Below are 17,100 nucleotides of genomic sequence, written 5' to 3' on the forward strand. Positions count from 1 at the left end.
CCTTGGAAAGATTAGACAATATTTATATTAATGAAAGGTGATTGGGTTGACTGGAGCACTTGCCCCGTATCTCGCCGTTGCAGTTCTCGCAGGGATCGTCCTGCCGTTGTGGATTTGCCTGTTTCTTTGTCTGCGCCAAGGGCGGCGGCTGGCGTCGCTCACGTCCGAGCGTGAACACCTGGAGCGCCTGCTGCGCGAGGAGCTGAGCCAGCTCAGGGCAGAGATCGGCCGTGCATCCCGCGACAGCCGCGAGGAGATCGGCGGGGCGATCGGCCGGTTCCAGATGGCGCAGCAGGATCAGGCCGAAAGGATGCGGCTGCTGATGGACGAAAAGCTCGTGCGGGTCCAGGCCGATGCCCGGGATGGACGGGAGGAGATGAGCCTGGGACTGAAGCGCTTCGGCGAAGTGCAGAAGGAACAGCTCGACAGCGTCGGCCTGCTGCTGAAAAACCAGCTCGAAACCCTCGCCGGGACGAACGAGAAGAGCATCGAACGCCTGCGCCTCACCATCGAGGAAAGGCTGCAGGCGCTGCAGCACGACAACGGCGAGAAGCTGGAGCAGATGCGCCAGACCGTCGACGAGAAGCTCCACAACACCCTGGAGCAGCGGCTGGGCGAGTCCTTCAAGCTGGTCAGCGAGCGCCTGGAGCAGGTGCACAAGGGCTTGGGGGAGATGCAGTCCCTCGCCTCGGGGGTGGGGGATCTGAAGCGGGTACTCACCAATGTCAAGACCCGCGGTACTTGGGGCGAGGTGCAGCTCGACGCCCTGCTGGAACAGATATTGACTCCGGAGCAGTACGGCAAGAACGTGCCGACCCGACCCAACGGGGCGGAACGGGTCGAGTTCGCGATCCGGCTGCCTGGACGGGATTCGGGCGATGCGCCGGTGTGGCTGCCGATCGACGCCAAATTCCCCATCGAGGATTACCAGAAGTTGCTGGATGCGCAGGACGGCGCGGATCACGCCGGCATCGAGGCGAGCGGCAAGGCGCTGGAACAACGCCTGAAGAACGAGGCCCGGACCATCCGCGACAAATACGTGGAGCCGCCGCACACCACCGACTTCGCCATCCTCTACCTGCCGATCGAGGGGCTGTACGCCGAGGCACTGCGCCGGCCCGGGCTGGCCGAAACCCTGCAGCGCGACTACCGGGTGACCCTGGCCGGCCCGACCACCCTGGCCGCCATGCTGAACAGCCTGCAGATGGGTTTCCGGACCCTGGCGATCGAGCGGCGCTCGTCGGAGGTATGGACCCTCCTCGGAGCGGTCAAGACCGAATTCACCAAATTCGGCGATGCCCTGGCCTATACCCGCAAGAAGCTGGAGGAGGCCACCAGCTCCATCGACAAGGCTGAAACCCGCACCCGCGTGCTGACCCGCAAGCTCAAGGAGGTCGAGGCCATCCCGGCGCAGGAGGCGGGGTGGTTGCTGCCCTCGACGGCGGAGGCGGACGACTGAAGACTCAGTCGGCGCTCAGCGCCTCCAGGTCGCGGTCCAGCTCCAGCCGCATCTCGCCGTCGCGCCACACCGCCCGGCCGACGTCCTCCCAGGGTTGGGCGAGGTTGTACCGGCGCAGGCCCGGCTCCCAGTCCATCGGTGCTTTGACCGTTTTGAGCTTGAGCACGAACGTGGTCCGGTTCAGATCCAGCCCGAGGCGGGTGCCCCAGAACGCCGTCACCTTGCGCACGAATTTGTCCAGTCGGCGTGGGTCCATGTGTCGGGTCACCGCGACGTTGGCCCACATGGAATGCACCCGGCCCCAGTTCGGCGACACGATCCGGCCCTCCTCGTCCACGAACGGCAGCCAGCGTTCCTTGCCGTCGGAGTCGAGATGGACGATCCCCAGTATGTGCTCGTAGCCCTGGAAATGGTCGTGCAGGTAGAGTGGATGCGGGGTGATGCCCAAGAACGTGTGGGAGGCCGAAATCAGCGCATTGCTGAGCATCGTCAGCACCTGTCCGGCTTCGTTGGCCTTGGTGTCCACGCCCAGTCGATAGAGGATGGCGTAGTGCAGGGTGCAGTTGAGTTGCAGGATCAGCACGACGACCAGCATCCGGCTGATGCGGTTGGCCCGCTGCTGCAGGCTGCCGCCGACCCATCGGCCGATGCGCTGGGCCAGGTCGGGCTCCGTCCGGCCCGGCGCCGGCGCGCAGGACGCGTCGCAGCCCAGCCGGACGCGGTTGTCGGCGATACGCCGGTAGACCCGGTCGGCGATCGTAGCGAGGCCCGGCAGCCGCATCGCCAGTCCCGCCAGCGCTGGATAGCGCATGGCGACCAGGATGCGGGCGTAGGTCGCCACCCCCGAATAGCGTCGCCCTTCGCGGTCGACGGCGTAGAGATCGCCCAGCAGGTCCCGTTCGGGAATGTCCTCGAGAGCGGGTGCCGTCGCGGCGTGGGTCTGCAGTCCGCGGAATTCCACGGCGCGGAACACGTCGAAATGCTCGATGGCGAGGACGGTCTTGAGGCACAGCGGGCAGCGCTCGTCGTAGAACACCTGCAACGCCGGCTCCGCCGGGCGCAGGGTTCGCCCGAGGGTCCGCCACCAACGGAACGGCACCATCAGGAAATAATGCACCAGCATGCCGAAGCCGAACGGGTAGATGTTCAGCGACACGATGATGCCCGCGTGCAGCGATAGGCCGACCAGCATCAGGGGCACGCGGAAGCGGCGGAAATACAGCAGGAACAGGAAGGCGAACTGGAACGCGATGATGGTGTAGCCGATCGCCCGCTGCAGCGGCTCGATCTCCAGCAGCCAGCCCATGTCCAGCGGCGACATGTAATAAGGCAGCGAGGAGGGAAGCCAGGGCCCCAAGCCGTTGCGCCAGAACTCGGCGAATAGCTTGTGGATCACCGAATCGAAATAGATGAAGCCGAGCGACACCGCCAGCGGCAGGAAATAACACAGCACCGGCACCGTCCGCGGCAGGGCGTAGCACCGATCCACCGTCGAATGGCGCCAGGCGAGGCGCAGCCGGTCCAGCGACCAGGCGCGTTCCGAGGGCAGGAAGATCAAGAGCAGGCTCGATCCCAGCATGAGCTGGTCGAAGCCGCCGTCGAAGTCCTTCCACATCGGCGTGAACACCGTGAACACCAGCCAGAACAGGTAGTTGGCGATGGCGGCGAGCCGGGTGTACAGTCCCAGCGCCAGGCACAGCGCGGCGATCGCCCACAGCACCAGGAACAGATGGACCGAGGGCGAAGCGATGTCCAGGTAGGGCACCGGATCGAAGATCAGCTGGCGGAAGTAATACAGGAAACAGATTTCCTGGAACGCGACCAGTCCGAACGCCAGCCGGAACAGGCCGAGGCCGGTGGCCGGCACCTGCTTTTCCAGGCCGCGCAGGACGAGATTGAACAGGGCTTTTTGCATAGGGGCTCTTCAAGGGTTCGCCGGATTTTCCGACGCCGGATGCGGGAATTCGGGCGGCTAATGGTATGCGCAGGCGGGGGGCGCCTCAAGTTCGGATCGGCGGGAGTCCAGGGATCAATGCTTTCTTCTCTCGGGTTCGCAAGCGCCCGGTCGATCTCGGTCTCAACGAGGAACGGGCGGAGCGTGCCCGCCGGTCGACCGATGACCTGTCCGGGGTTGTCGAGCCCTGCTTGCCGAATTCGTCGAACGCGAGTTGCAATGCCGGCCCGAACAACCTCGACGCGTCGAAGCGACCGTTGTCTCGTGGAATGACTTCGAGGAAAAACACGGTTCTTTTGCCGACGAGCATTCGACGTTCCGATGGCCCAGTTCGATGTCCGCCGAAATACCGGCCGCCCGCACGGGGACGCCGTCCCGTCTTCGCTCTTCGACGATTGTCGGCGCAGGGTCGTGGTGCCGCTGGTGCATCGGTGGCGGTAGCCCGATTGGGGGAGCGGGCAGGATCGTCATCGGCTATCGGAGACCAGATCATCGGGGCCACGGACCCGATGCCGAGCCGGGCTTGGCGGTAAGCCGTATCTGGAAAACGGCTGCCGAGAGGATGGCCGAGCCTGTGGCTTTTGCCTTCCTTTGCCCAACCGGTTCAAAATTGCACTTTGTCAGTCGAGCGAGGGCGGTACAGTGGAATCCATCGATATCCGGGGCTACCCGACGATTTTGAAATCCGACGGCAGGGAACCGCCCAAGATCCCTTCGGTCGCGCCGGGGCGGACCGGCGCGGCGGTGCTGGACGAACAGGCATTCCGGGTCATCGAGGTGGACAAGCTGTTCGAGGCCGCCGATCATGCCACCACGGCCATCGGGCGGGCCGTGCTGTACCGCTCCCTCGCGCAGCCGCCGGTCGACGCCGGGCTGATCCGCGCCAAGCAGGAGGCGGTGCGGGAACTGGAGCGGAACGCTGAGCTGCGGGCGGGACTCGAAGTCCTGCTGGCCGAAGCCGCCAAGCTGGAAGGGGAGTTCTACAATCTCCTCTACGCCCAGTTCCTGGGGCTGATCGGTTCACCTGCGCATCCCCTGGAAATCGACGGCTACGGCTACGCCACCTATATCAAGGGCACGCGCTTCATGCTCGAGCTGGTCGAGCGCGCCAACCGTTTGCCCGAACCGGACAGCGCCTATCTCAAGGCACTGGTGCGGGAAGTCCGCGATTTCGCCCGCTCACGCGCCTACGCCCTGATGAAGGGGCCGGTGTACCGGACCGAGAGGCGGGTCTGCACCCGGGCCGAAAAGGGGTGGTTCACACCGGGTATCCGGTTTCGGCCGTCGCTGTTCAAGCCGGTCGGCCTTACCGTCACGGTGCTGCTGTTTCTGGCCGCGATCGAGTTTTTGCCGTTCGCGCTGGACATTGCGGCGTCGATCGCGCCGGTGTTCTGGCTGTTCCTGCTGCCGCTCGGCTTCGTCTACGTGCCCATCGTCGGCGGGATGGACCGCGATGGCATCATCTATCCTCTGCGCGAGGTTTACCGCCGCTCCGAGGAGGTGCAAGCCACGCTGGATACGCTGGGCCAGCTCGACGAACTGATGAGCTTCATCCGGTTCCGCGAGTCCTTCGGGCATTTCATGACGCTGCCGGCCATCCTGGACGGGGAGCGGCACCGGATGTCGCTGCGCGGGGTGCGCAATCCGGTGTTGGCCAAGAACGATCCGCTCTATGTGCCCAATGACATCGACCTGACCGAGCAGCGGCTGACTTTCATCACCGGTCCCAACAGCGGCGGCAAGACCGCGTTCTGCAAGACCCTGGCGCAGGTCCAGATCCTGGCGCAGGCCGGCTGTTACGTGCCGGCGGAGCGGGCCGAGCTGACCGTCGCCGACCGGGTGTTCTACCAGGTGCCCGAGATCAGCCATCTGACGGATGGTGAAGGCCGCTTCGGTACCGAACTCAAGCGGACCAAGGACATCTTCCTGGCGTCGACGCCGCGCAGCCTGGTCATCATGGATGAGCTGTCGGAAGGGACGACCAACGAGGAAAAGATGGACATCTCCGTCGCGATCCTCGACGGCTTCCGGGAAAAGGGCAACACCACGGTTCTCATCACCCACAACCATGAACTGGTGGACGTCTACCAGGGGAGGCGGATCGGGCAGGCGCGGCAGGTGGAATTCCGCAATGAACAGCCGACCTACCGCCTGATCGAAGGGGTGTCTCGGGTCAGCCATGCCGACCGCATCGCCCGGAAGATCGGTTTTTCCAGGGAGGATATCGCCAGATACCTGCAAGGCAAGCCCTGATGCTCGAAATCCTTCAAATCCCCGTGCTCGAAGACAACTATGTCTATCTCCTCCATGAGCCCGGCAGCGGCGCCACCGCGGCGGTGGATCCGGCCGTCGCCGGGCCGGTGCTGGAGGCGCTCGATGCCAGGGGCTGGCGGCTCGGCCATGTACTCAATACCCATCACCACGGTGACCACGTCGGCGGCAATCTGGAGCTCAAGGCGGCGACCGGCTGCGCCATCGTCGGTGCGGCAGGAGATCGCCATCGCATCCCGGGAATCGATGTCGCGTTGAAAGACGGCGAGGAATTCCGGCTCGGTTCAGCGTCGGCCCGGATGCTGGATGTCCCGGGGCATACTTCCGGCCACGTCGCTTTCTGGTTCGAGGACGACGCCGCGCTGTTCTGTGGCGACACGTTGTTCGCGTTGGGCTGCGGCCGTTTGTTCGAGGGCAGTGCGGAGCAGATGTGGCGTTCCCTGGAGCGGCTGCGCGCGCTGCCGGCGGAGACGAAGGTTTTCTGTGCCCATGAATACACCCAGGCCAATGCCCGATTCGCCGTGACGATCGAGCCCGGCAACGTCGCCTTGCGCGAACGCGTGGAGCGGGTCGAGGCCTTGCGGCGTGAGGGGGCGGCCACCGTACCCTCCATCCTGAGTGAAGAGCTGGCGACCAATCCCTTCCTGCGGCCGGAAAGCCCCGAAATCAGAGCGAGGCTGGGTTTGCCCGATGTGCCGGAGGTGGAGGTGTTCGCAGAAATCCGGCGCAGGAAGGACGTTTTCCGAGGTTAGTCCGCCAGCCTGCTGTGGCGGTAGGAGTAGGCGAAATAGATCCCGATCCCCAGCAGCAGCCAGACCACGAAACGCAGCCAAGTCAGGGCCGGCAGGAAGGCCATCAGGGCGCCGCAGGAGAGGGCGCCCAGGATCGGAAACCAGGGCACGACGGGTGTCTTGAAGGGCCGGTGGAGCTCCGGCCGGGTGACGCGGAGCACGATCACACCCAGGCACACCAGGACGAAGGCGAAGAGGGTGCCGATGTTGACGAGTTCGGCCAGTTCGCCCAGCGGCACGAAGCCGGCGACCAGGGAGATGAACAGGCCGCACAGGACGATCACCCGTACCGGGGTCTGGGTGCGGGTGTTGACGGCGGAAAACCAGGGCGACAGCAACCCGTCGCGGGACATGGCGAAGATGATCCGGGTCAGCGCGTAATAGAGCACCAGCATGACCGTGGTGAGCCCCGCGATCACTCCCGTGGCGACCAGCCCGGAAGCCCAGCGGATGCCCAGCAGCTGCAGCGCATGCGCGACCGGCGAGGAAACGTTGAGTTCGGTGTAGGGCACGACGCCGGTGAGGAGTCCCGCCACCACGATGTAGATCAGGGTGCAGAACACCAGCGAACCGATGATGCCGATCGGCACGTCGCGCATCGGGTTGCGCGCTTCCTCCGCGGCGGTGGAGACCGCATCGAATCCCACGTAGGCGAAGAACACGATCGAAGCTCCGGCCAGCACGCCGGTCGGTCTGCCTTCGGCATCGTGGCCGAACCAGCCGAACGGCAGGAACGGATCCCAATGGGCGGGATCGACATGGGCGCTGGCGACGGCGACGAACACCGCGATGGCCAGTACTTTGACCGACACCATGACGGTGTTGAGGCGGGCGCTCTCCTTCACTCCGACGATGAGCAGAGCCATCAGCAGGATGATGATCGCCGAGGCCGGCAGGTTGATGACCCCTCCCTTCTCGGGCGCCTTGGTCAGGTAGTCCGGCAATTCCAGACCGACGGCGGTCAGCGCGTTGGCGAAATAGCCCGACCAACCGTTGGCGACCGCGGCCACCGAGATTGCGTACTCCAGAATCAAGTCCCAGCCGATTATCCAGGCGATCAGCTCGCCGAAAGCCGCGTAACTGTATCCATAGGCGCTGCCGCAGCCGCCGACGCAGGCCGCCAGTTCGGCGTAGGCCAGGGCGGCGAAGGCGCAGGCCAGTCCGGCGAAGACGAAGGACAGAACCACGGCGGGGCCGGCCTGGGTGGCGGCGGCGATGCCGGTCAGCACGAAGATGCCGGTGCCGATGATCGCGCCGATCCCGAGCAGGGTCAGGTCGAGCGCGCCCAGACAGCGTTTGAGGCTGCCGCCTGAGCAGTCGTCTGTGGAAACTGCCTTGGTTCGAAAGATTCGCATGTCGCCTCTCCGTATCTTTTTTTGGAAGTTTGGGGCGATTATGCCTGAACCAGCACATCCGCCGAACGGTGCTCGCGGTTCGTCAAGGTGAAATGTTGCAAGACGTTGAAATCCTTCATCGGGACACCATGTCAGAGCCATGAGACGCCCACGGTTTGCGGGCGAGGAGAATTTCCGATGACTATCGAAATCACGATGTATCTGCTGTTCCTGGCGGTGGGCTTCGGGCTGGGGGTGGTGGTGAGCCTGAATCTTTCCGCCCAGCGGCTGGAGAAGCGCATACAGCGGTTGACCGAGCCGGCGCCGCCGCGTGTCGAGATCAACGTCAGTGAAGAACTGGTGGCACGCTATCTCGATTCCTTCGATCTGGTCGCGATACCGAAGGACTTGGTGGTACGGGTGGGGCAGGCGCCGACCCGGCACTGACCTGGCGGCGTGGCGGTTGCAAACTGGCGCGTAATTCCCTATAAGAACGCGCTGGACCCGGCGATACCGCCGTTTGAAAACAACACCACACCGAGGAGGAAGTCACCATGTTCACTCTACGTTTGCTGACCGGCGCCCTGGCCCTGGCCGGAGCGTCGGCGGCGGTTGCCGACTGGCAGGCACTGCCCGCCAAGGCTCCCGAACCTGCGGCCAATCCGAGCACCCCGGCCAAGGTGGAACTGGGCAAGATGCTTTACCTGGACCCGCGCCTGTCCTCCACCGGCACGGTGTCGTGCAATTCCTGCCACAACGTGATGCTCGGCGGCGAAGACAACCGCGGTGGTTCGGTCGGCGTCCACGGCCAGGTCGGCGGCCGCAGCGCGCCGACGGTCTGGAACGCCGCCTTCAATTCCGTGCAGTTCTGGGACGGCCGCGCGCCCAGCCTGGAAGCGCAGGCCAAGGGACCCGTAACCAACCCCATCGAGATGGGCATGAAGAGCTGGGACGACGTCGTGGCCCGGCTCAAGGCCATTCCGGGTTATCCCGAAGCCTTCGCCGCTGCCTTCGGCAGCGGTGATGCGGTGACGGCGGACAATGCCGCCAAGGCCATCGCCGCCTATGAGCGCACTTTGATCACGCCGAACAGCCCCTACGACAGGTACGTCGGCGGCGACAAGACCGCCCTGACCGAACAGCAGGTGCGGGGCATGAACACCTTCGCCGAGACCGGCTGTTCGAACTGCCACAGCGGCCCGGCGTTCAATGGTCCCACCCTGCCGGAGGGAACGCCGTTCTTCATGAAGTTCCCGACTTTCGAGAACGGCATGTTCGAGGCGAAATACGGATTCTCCCGGGACAAGGGCCGGGCCGAGGTCACCAAGAAGACCGAGGACGAACATTTGTTCAAGGTGCCGACCCTGCGCAACGTCGCCCTGACTGCGCCGTACTTCCACAACGGGAAGGTCAAGACGCTGGACGAGGCGGTGAGGGTGATGGCCAAGCTGCAGCTCAACAAGGACTTGAGCGATCAGCAGGTCGCCGACGTGGTCGCGTTCCTGAATGCGTTGACCGGCGAATTCCCCAAGCAGCAGATGCCGCAGCTGCCCGGTTTGCCGAACGGAACCTTCGATTACGACTAAGTTCCGTCCGCTTTCTCGGCACCAGGAGCCAGCCCCTCGGGGCTGGCTTTTTTGTGAGTGATGGCCTGGGAGTCGGGGGCGGTGTAAAGTGAAAGCCGGTCGATCCGCTCGTCGATGAGCTGGGTCAGCCGTTCGAACTGCGGGCTGTAGACATCCCGGAACCGCTCGAAAAACTCGGCGCCACGAAGGCGCTCCGGCAAGTCTCCCACATTCGGCATGAAGACCGCATCGTCGGTACTGGCGGCCAGTATCCCTTGGATCCGTCGGGCATACTGCGGCTGGGTCGCGCGTTTGCCGAACACCGTGCCGGCGCGGTCGGCGGCCAGGTCGGTAAAGCTGAATCCGCTACCGCTGTGTGTGTCGTTCAATTCCTTGATCAGACCGATGGCGTCGGTCAGGGTGCGCTGGCCCGCCAGGGCGAAAGCGGCGGAGGTCATGAAATGCCTGCCGAGGTCCTGCCGTCCCTGCAACAGCACCGACCGTACCGGCAAGGGCTGAGCATCGCCGTCCGAGCCGCTCATCAGGTCATAGCCGTTCACATAGGCCGCCAACAGCAAAATGACCGCCCGGTTTTCCGCTGCCGGATCGGTGATCCCGGACCTTTGCGCCGCCAGCGCGAACAGCGCCCGCGTCAGTATCCCCAGACGGATGAAGTGACGGGTGTTGGATTCGCTCAGCGCATTGGCGAGCCGGTCATGGTAGGAGCGAATCCGTTCGGCGCCGGCGGCTTCGGTGATCAGCGCGCGAAGACGTTCCGTCGTCTGTGATTCGCCGGTGAAAGTCAGTTCCAGCTTCCCGTCGCGTATATGCGCCGACAGGATGAGACCCTGGTCGCCCGGCACGTTCGGCAGCAAGCCCTTCTTTTCCATCTGGTGAATCACGAAGGCGTTTACCACCTTGGGCGGCAGAGGGAGCGACCCCACGCGCAGGCCGGTCACGGCGGGCAAGGGATCGCCGTCCTCGACGGTCAGCCGGATGTTCAGGAACCAGCCCGCCAGGTAAGGGAGCCGCAGGGTGACGGTCGCGGCCAGACACCCGCCTTGCATGTCGGTGCGGATGGCGCCGTCGAGTTTCTTTCGGGCCATCAGGTCGTTGACCGCGGCTTCGATGTCGCCGGCAGTCAGGTGAACCGCTCTTGCTTCTCCGCCGCGCTTGCGTGCCCTGAGCAAGTCCTGTCCGTCATAGGCATGCGAGGCGGGGAGCGGAGCGTTCACCAGCGGGTTCGGCTCCAGGGCGGACCATAGTGCCGCCATGGGTAGCACGACGAGCGCGACCAGGATGCCGCGGACGATTGCCGCTCGGCTGGGACGTTTCACGACATGATTTCGTTGGCGAAGGCGAGGGTGGCCATGGGGACGAATTTTCCGTTCGCAGGGATATTAACGAGAGTGTGGCTGGTCAAACGGTTGCGATACGGAACCGAAGGACCTCCAAGATAGTGCGGGGCCAAGGGAATCGCAAGTGAAACCGTGGCTCGCGGGCTGTGTAAATTGCCTTGCCACCGTGCGTGAATTCGCGCCTGGAAGTGAGCGTAATGACACATTGGATGTGTGAAATGACTCAAATCGTCTTTGCTGGTAATAGGAATGTATCGTTTTATCATGTAGTTGCAATATGGGTGGCCGTGGCACGCTTAGTGTCTCATTCAGTAGGCTTCGCCTTTTCGAGAACGCATAGGTAGAGAGAAACAGCAATGTCCAATACGAACAAATTTCTGTCGTTGTCCCTGCTGAGCGCAGGAGTCGCCTTGAGCGCCGGCCAGGTGTTCGGCCATGCCGGCTTCCAGGCTTTCCCGGACGGCTCCTCGGTGAAGTACATCGAAGGCAAGACCGTCTATCCGACGGCGATCATTCCCCATGACTGCAGCGAAGGCGAGAAGCACTTCCCGGTCGTGGAGGTCGTCGTAATGCCGCCGCAGGGGCATACTCTGAACCGCATCGCCAAGCCGGTTTCGGGCCAGCCCGTCCAGGTCATCGAGAACGCCATGATGTGGGACTGGGGTACCGCGCTTCCCTCGATGACTGCGGGGTTCGGCAAGGTCGAAACCCGTAACGGCCCCATTCATCCGACCGGCGATGGCACTCGGGCAATGGTGTGGAAGAACGGCAACCTTCCCGGTACCCAGTACGCCGGTTTCACGTTCCGGGTCAAGGCCGGCTGGCAGACGCCGCTCTTCCCCGCGGACGCCTGCGTCAATCAAGCGGTGTATTACATGCCGACAGTCCAGTACTGCAGCAAGAAGAAGGTCGAGGCCTGGCTGCTGGAGCCGACCGCGAGCTTCCCTGTCTCCTCCCTGGGCGATGCCAACGGTGCCGCTCCGTCCGTGACCGTGGTGCGTGATACGGCCAGCAATCCGCTGCCGGCAGGTTGTACCTCGCCGGAAACGTGGTACTTCTACCCCTCTTCCAGCGACATCGATCAGTTCATGTATCGCTGATCGAGCGGCGCCCTTCCTCGGCAACGAGCCCTTCCGACCGTGAGGCGGAAGGGCTTTTTGCAGGCCGTTTTTTGAAATCAGCGAGGGGGGACCGGCGCTGCCGGTTTCCAGGCCAGATCCGGATGGCGGGCGGCGCGCACTTCGTCCAGCCGGCGGACGGGCGTGCAGTGCGGCGCCTGTCCGAGCCGTTCCGGTTCTTCCGCGGCTTCCTTCAGGATCGCGGCCATGGCGTCGACGAAAGCGTCCAGGGTTTCCTTGTTCTCGGTTTCCGTGGGTTCGATCATCAGGCACTCGGGAATCAGCAGCGGAAAATAGACGGTCGGCGCGTGGAAGCCGTAGTCGAGCAGCCGCTTGGCGAAATCGAGGGCGGTGACGTGATGCTCCTTTTTCTGCCGCTGCACGCTGAGGATGAATTCGTGGGCGGCGCGGCGGGTCGGAAAAGCGGTGTCGAATCCGGCCTCCACCAGTCTCTTCTGTAAGTAATTGGCGTTGAGGGTGGCATATTCGGCGACTCGCCGCAGACCTGGATATCCAAGCAGGCGGATGTAAACATAGGCCCGCAGCAGCACGCCGACGTTGCCAGCGAAGGCGGAGAGGCGGCCGATGCTTTGGGGACGGTCGCTTTCGGCGAGCCAGCGATAACCGTTCCCGCTTCTTGCCACCATCGGCAGCGGCAGGAACGGCTGCAACCTGGCGTTGACGCCGACCGGCCCGGCACCGGGGCCGCCGCCGCCGTGCGGGGTCGAGAAAGTCTTGTGCAGGTTCAGGTGGATGACGTCGAAACCCATGTCGCCGGGCCGGACCTTGCCCAGGATGGCGTTGAGGTTGGCGCCGTCGTAATAGAGCAGGCCGCCCGCCTCGTGGACCAGCGCCGCGATCTCGGGAATGCGGTGTTCGAACACGCCCAGTGTCGAGGGGTTGGTGAGCATGATGCCGGCGGTCTTCGGGCCCACTGCCTGCTTCAGTGCCTCCAGATCGACGTCGCCGTCCGCGTTGGTGGGAATCTCCCTGACTTGGTAGCCGCACATGGCGGCCGAGGCGGGATTGGTGCCGTGGGCTGCATCGGGGACGAGGATTTCGTTGCGCTCATGGTCGTTGCGGGCGTCATGGTAGGCGCGGATCATGGCGACGCCGCAGAATTCGCCCTGGGCGCCGGCAGCCGGGCTGAGGCTGACGGCGGTCATGCCGGTGAGCGTTTTCAGATATTCCTGCAACTCGTAAAGACAGCTCAAGGTGCCTTGGCCGAAGCGTTCGGTACCCAGGGGGTGGAGCGCCGCGAAGCCGGGCTGCCGCGCCAGCACGTTCGCCGCCTTGGGGTTGTATTTCATGGTGCAGGAGCCCAAGGGATAGAAGTGGGTGTCGATGGAGAAATTCTTTTGCGACAAACGGGTGTAGTGCCTCACGACGTCCAGCTCGGTCACTTCCGGCAGCGGTGGCGGCGTCTGGCGCAGCAGGTGGCCGGGCAGGCCGCGGATGTCGGCGGGGGTTTGCGGAAACAGGCTGGCGCAGGCGCGGCCTTCGCGGGAACGGTCGAAGATCAGCATTCGAGTACCTCCGCCAGCGCGGCTGCATAGCGGTCCATATCCTCCGGGCCACGGGTTTCGGTGGCGCAGATGAGGAGGGCGTCGCCGAGTTCGGGATAATCGGCCGAAAGGACATGGCCGCCGAGTATCCCTCTTTCGGCCAGCCCTGCCAGCACACGGTCCGCCGCCCGCGGCAGGCGGATCGCGGCTTCGTGGAAGAACGGAGCCGGGAAGACCGGTTCGACGCCGTCGATGCGGGTCAGCCGCTCGAGCAGCGCCGAGGCGTTGGCGTGGCAGGCGGCGGCGACGTTGCGCAGTCCCTTGGGGCCCATCAATGCCATATAGAGGGTTGCCGCCGTCACCATCAGTCCCTGGTTGGTGCAGATGTTGGATGTCGCCTTGCCGCGGCGGATGTGCTGCTCGCGGGGTTGCAGCGTGAGGGTGAAGCCCTCGCGGCCGTCCATGTCGACGGTGCGTCCGACCAAGCGGCCGGGGAGCTGGTGGACGAAGTCCTGGCGGCTGCAGAGGAATCCGAAATAGGGGCCCCCCGCGGAAAGCGGAATCCCCAGGGGCTGGCCTTCGCCGCAGGCCAGGTCGGCGCCGTGTTCGCCCCATTCGCCCGGCGGCTTCAGCAGTGCCATGGCAGTCGGATTGACCACGGCGATGCTGCGGGCGCCATGGCGATGGGCCCAGTCGGCGAGGACGTCCACCTCTTCGAGCACGCCGAAGTGGTTGGGCTGCGGAATGACCACGGCGGCGAACTCCCCCCCCTCGAACGTTTCCAGCGCGTTTTCGGCAATCCGTCCCAAGCTCCGGTCGTAGTCCAGATCGACCAGTTCGACCCGCTGGTTGCGGGTGAGGGTCCGGGCGACCCGCTTGTAGACCGGATTGAGGCTTCGCGGCAGCAGGATCTTGCGCGAGCGGGATTCCGGATTCGTGCGCAGCGCCATCAGGATCGCCTCGCCCAGCGCGGAGGCGCCGTCGTAGAGCGACGCATTGGAGACATCCATGGCCATCAGGCCCGCCATCATGGACTGGTACTCGTAGAACACCTGGAGGCTGCCCTGGCTCGCTTCCGCCTGGTAAGGCGTATAGGCGCTGTAAAACTCGCCGCGCAGGGCGATCTCCCACACCGCCGCCGGAATGTAGTGCTCGTAGGCGCCGGCGCCCGCGAAGCAGAGGGCGCTGCGGTTCTCGGCCGCGCGTTCCTCCATCAGCTTGCAGACCTCCATTTCCGACAGCGCCTCGGGCAGGTCTTTCAGTTCGCCGCAGCGCAGGTCCGGCGGGATTTCGGCGAACAGCTCGTCGATCGATCCGGCGCCGATGGCCGCGAGCATGTCGCGGACTTCCGCTTCGGTATGGGGGATGAATGGCATGGCGAAGTTTCCTCGCTGTTTCAGCAGGCGGTTTCATACCCGCATGATGACCGGTCTTCGGGACTCTTTCGACCGGCATCCCTCGCGGCGATGCTAGCAGATATCGATCAGCGATGTGCCGCGGCGGACGAAGCGCGGTTTCACCACCGTTGCGCGCTTGAGGCTGCCGCGGATTTCCACCCGGCACTCGCGCCCGGTCGCCGCGGGTACCCGCGCCAGGCCGATCGAGCGCCGTAGGGTTGGGGAGAAGCCGCCGCTGGTCACGACGCCCTCGCCGACGTTCGCGACGGCCACCTTCTGCCCGCTGCGAAGGATTCCCGGTTCCTCCAGGATCAATCCGACGAATTTCGAAGGCGAGCCCCCGATGCGTTCCCGTTCCAGGGCTGCGCGGCCGATGAAATCGCGCTCTTCGGGTTCCCAGGCAACCGTCCAGCCGAGGCCACAGGCGAGGGGCGTGACCGTCTCGTCCATGTCCTGCCCGTAGAGGCGCATGCCGGCTTCCAGCCTGAGGGTGTCGCGGGCGCCGAGTCCGCAGGGCCGGGTACCGGCCTGGAAAAGCTGGCGCCACAGCGAGCCTGCTTCGGCGTGAGGCAGGATGATTTCGAAGCCGTCCTCGCCGGTATAACCCGTACGGGCGATGAAGCGGTCGCCTCGCTGCGTGGCGGTGAAGGGTTTCAGTCCGGAGCTCCCGGCGGCGACGACGGCGTCGGCGATGCGGGAGGAGTCCGGGCCTTGGAGGGCGATCATGGCCAGATCGTCACGGGGAGTGACGGTCACAGAAAAAGGCGCAGCCTGGCGGTGGAGCCACCTCAGGTCTTTTTCCCTTGTCCCGGCATTGAGAATGAGGCGGAAGCGCCGATCGTCGATGAAGCCCACGACGAGGTCGTCGACGATGCCGCCGTCCTGGTTGAGCATGCAGCCGTAGAGCATTCGTCCCGGCTCGGCGAGCCGGGCGACGTCGTTGGCGAGGACTCGGCGCAGGAATGGGGCTGCCTGAAGCCCCTCGACGTCGACCACGCCCAGATGGGAGACGTCGAACATGCCGGCGGCCCGGCGTACGGCATGGTGTTCGGCGATCTGCGAGCCGTAATGGAGCGGCAGTTCCCAGCCCGAAAACTCGGTCATCCGCGCTCCCAGCGCCAGGTGTTCTTCGTGGAGTGCGGTGCATCTGCCCATGGTGTCGTGTCCTCGAAACCGCGGGGTTGGGGGTTCCCTCGGCGGAGCGTAGTATTGGCACATGCGTGCCGGCCAGGGAAGGATCGAGCGCCGAAGCGCCCCGAACGAAGTCCGCAGGCCAATCCGGAGAAACCATTATGAACAAAGACAGGCTTCCGAAAAATTATGTGCTGCTGCAACAGGAGTACCCCGGTTTCATGGCGGCCGTGGAGCGGCTGGGTGCGGCCTTGAAGGAGCAAGGTCCCCTCGACGACAAGACCGCCCATCTCATCCGGCTCGCGGCGGCCGTGGCGATCCATTCGGAAGGCGCGGTTCACAGTCACGTAAGAAGAGCGTTGGCCGCGGGCGCCTCGCGCGAGGAAATCAACCATGCCATCATCTTGCTGACCAGTACGCTGGGGTTTCCGACCGTCAGCGCCGCGCTGAGCTGGGCTCAGGATATCTTCGCCGAGGGCAAGGACTGAAGGCAGCGGGTGTGCCCGCTGCATTCGGCGGAAGCTGAAACCCAAACAACCCACGATACAGGAGCATCCATGAAAACATTGATCATTTCCGGCAGCCGGGGGACCGACGATCCGACCATGGCGACCCTTCCGTTCATCGCCGCCAAAGCGGCCCGTGAACAAGGCCACGACGTGATCCTTTGGCTGTGGAACGAAGCCGTCACGCTGGCCCGCAAAGGCACTGCCGATCACGTGGTCGGCGTCAACCTGACGCCGCTCAAGGACCTGCTGGCCGCCGTTCAAGCGGCGGGAGTTCCGATCTGGGTCTGTGGCGCCTGCGCGGTGGCACGCCAGATAGGCGAAGCCGATTTGATCGGCGGGGCGGCGATCAAGGGCATGCCCGACTACATCGTTGCCGTGCTGGAACGTGACCGGAACATTGCATTCTGATCCGACCGAAACGACGAGCAGTCCCTCGCGGGCATGACAAGGTGGGATTGTAAACCTCCCCGAATTAGTGTCATCCATTAGTCGAGGTTTCGAGGTGGTGAAACACTCCGCACTTGAGGGGTGTCGGGTCGCCGAGCGCATCGTGCGGTAACTCTCCGTTGTAATCTTTCATCCAGGCTTCGGTGCGCTCCCGTACTTCCTCCCATGTTGACCTTGCCCTGTGCCCTGCAAAGTGGAGTGCTTAGCCCTTGTTGAAAATGTCGACAAGGAGAGAAGCGATGAGTGACAAGCAGGTGCGTG

General features: G+C 64.4%; 14 protein-coding genes and 1 pseudogene. 8 read left to right on the forward strand and 7 right to left on the reverse strand.

Annotated features, from left to right (window positions below; genetic code table 11):
* Positions 1 to 46 precede the first annotated feature (46 nt).
* A complete protein-coding gene (gene rmuC / locus ACSHWJ_RS14820) occupies positions 47 to 1,459 on the forward strand; it encodes a DNA recombination protein RmuC (RefSeq protein WP_432539967.1) in 1,413 nt (470 codons plus the stop codon).
* 4 nt (positions 1,460 to 1,463) lie between these two features.
* On the opposite strand, the gene ACSHWJ_RS14825 is transcribed toward rmuC, so the two are convergent.
* On the reverse strand, positions 1,464 to 3,374 hold the full coding sequence (locus ACSHWJ_RS14825) for a DCC1-like thiol-disulfide oxidoreductase family protein (RefSeq protein ID WP_432539966.1): 1,911 nt from the start codon (positions 3,372 to 3,374) through the stop codon (positions 1,464 to 1,466).
* A gap of 681 nt (positions 3,375 to 4,055) precedes the next feature.
* Here ACSHWJ_RS14825 and ACSHWJ_RS14830 point away from each other — a divergent pair.
* Together ACSHWJ_RS14830 and gloB are read left to right on the forward strand one after the other, a co-directional pair.
* Complete coding sequence (locus ACSHWJ_RS14830; protein ID WP_432539965.1) at positions 4,056 to 5,666, forward strand: MutS-related protein; 1,611 nt, start codon at positions 4,056 to 4,058, stop codon at positions 5,664 to 5,666.
* On the forward strand, positions 5,666 to 6,436 hold the full coding sequence (gene gloB / locus ACSHWJ_RS14835; RefSeq protein ID WP_218797156.1) for a hydroxyacylglutathione hydrolase: 771 nt from the start codon (positions 5,666 to 5,668) through the stop codon (positions 6,434 to 6,436). Before ACSHWJ_RS14830 ends, gloB begins: the two co-directional genes overlap by 1 nt.
* On the opposite strand, the gene ACSHWJ_RS14840 is transcribed toward gloB, so the two are convergent.
* Positions 6,433 to 7,830 (reverse strand): amino acid permease, encoded by a 1,398-nt coding sequence (locus ACSHWJ_RS14840; RefSeq protein WP_432539964.1) that lies wholly within the window; start codon positions 7,828 to 7,830, stop codon positions 6,433 to 6,435. The two genes, gloB and ACSHWJ_RS14840, sit on opposite strands and share 4 nt — an antisense overlap.
* A gap of 177 nt (positions 7,831 to 8,007) precedes the next feature.
* On the opposite strand from ACSHWJ_RS14840, the gene ACSHWJ_RS14845 reads away from it, so the two are divergent.
* Both ACSHWJ_RS14845 and ACSHWJ_RS14850 read left to right on the forward strand, forming a co-directional pair.
* A complete protein-coding gene (locus ACSHWJ_RS14845; protein WP_017365254.1) occupies positions 8,008 to 8,256 on the forward strand; it encodes a hypothetical protein in 249 nt (82 codons plus the stop codon).
* A 107-nt stretch (positions 8,257 to 8,363) separates the two neighbouring features.
* Complete coding sequence (locus ACSHWJ_RS14850) at positions 8,364 to 9,395, forward strand: cytochrome-c peroxidase (RefSeq protein WP_017365253.1); 1,032 nt, start codon at positions 8,364 to 8,366, stop codon at positions 9,393 to 9,395.
* Here the strand turns inward: ACSHWJ_RS14850 and ACSHWJ_RS14855 are convergent.
* The gene (locus ACSHWJ_RS14855) at positions 9,392 to 10,711 is read right to left on the reverse strand and encodes a hypothetical protein (RefSeq protein WP_432539963.1); all 1,320 of its coding nucleotides are present in this window, start codon (positions 10,709 to 10,711) and stop codon (positions 9,392 to 9,394) included. The genes ACSHWJ_RS14850 and ACSHWJ_RS14855 overlap by 4 nt on opposite strands.
* A gap of 377 nt (positions 10,712 to 11,088) precedes the next feature.
* Between ACSHWJ_RS14855 and ACSHWJ_RS14860 the strand changes: the two genes are divergently transcribed.
* Positions 11,089 to 11,832 (forward strand): hypothetical protein, encoded by a 744-nt coding sequence (locus ACSHWJ_RS14860; RefSeq protein ID WP_218800853.1) that lies wholly within the window; start codon positions 11,089 to 11,091, stop codon positions 11,830 to 11,832.
* 77 nt (positions 11,833 to 11,909) lie between these two features.
* On the opposite strand, the gene gcvPB is transcribed toward ACSHWJ_RS14860, so the two are convergent.
* The 3 genes from gcvPB to gcvT form a co-directional block, all read right to left on the reverse strand.
* Entirely contained in the window at positions 11,910 to 13,376 is a 1,467-nt protein-coding gene (gene gcvPB / locus ACSHWJ_RS14865; protein WP_432539962.1) for an aminomethyl-transferring glycine dehydrogenase subunit GcvPB, read from the reverse strand.
* The gene (gene gcvPA, locus ACSHWJ_RS14870; protein ID WP_432539961.1) at positions 13,370 to 14,731 is read right to left on the reverse strand and encodes an aminomethyl-transferring glycine dehydrogenase subunit GcvPA; all 1,362 of its coding nucleotides are present in this window, start codon (positions 14,729 to 14,731) and stop codon (positions 13,370 to 13,372) included. The genes gcvPB and gcvPA overlap by 7 nt, the downstream gene beginning before the upstream one ends.
* Before the next feature lie 93 nt (positions 14,732 to 14,824).
* The gene (gene gcvT / locus ACSHWJ_RS14875; RefSeq protein ID WP_218797165.1) at positions 14,825 to 15,907 is read right to left on the reverse strand and encodes a glycine cleavage system aminomethyltransferase GcvT; all 1,083 of its coding nucleotides are present in this window, start codon (positions 15,905 to 15,907) and stop codon (positions 14,825 to 14,827) included.
* A gap of 137 nt (positions 15,908 to 16,044) precedes the next feature.
* Between gcvT and ACSHWJ_RS14880 the strand changes: the two genes are divergently transcribed.
* The gene (locus ACSHWJ_RS14880) at positions 16,045 to 16,371 is read left to right on the forward strand and encodes a carboxymuconolactone decarboxylase family protein (protein WP_218797167.1); all 327 of its coding nucleotides are present in this window, start codon (positions 16,045 to 16,047) and stop codon (positions 16,369 to 16,371) included.
* A 69-nt stretch (positions 16,372 to 16,440) separates the two neighbouring features.
* Positions 16,441 to 16,800 (forward strand): DsrE family protein, encoded by a 360-nt coding sequence (locus tag ACSHWJ_RS14885; protein ID WP_218797169.1) that lies wholly within the window; start codon positions 16,441 to 16,443, stop codon positions 16,798 to 16,800.
* A gap of 70 nt (positions 16,801 to 16,870) precedes the next feature.
* On the opposite strand, the pseudogene ACSHWJ_RS14890 reads toward ACSHWJ_RS14885, so the two are convergent.
* A pseudogene (locus ACSHWJ_RS14890) lies at positions 16,871 to 17,005 on the reverse strand (integrase core domain-containing protein); the annotation flags it as partial.
* Between the last annotated feature and the right edge of the window lie 95 nt (positions 17,006 to 17,100).

Source organism: Methylococcus sp. S1M (assembly GCF_051295855.1).
Taxonomy (GTDB): Bacteria; Pseudomonadota; Gammaproteobacteria; order Methylococcales; family Methylococcaceae; genus Methylococcus; species Methylococcus capsulatus.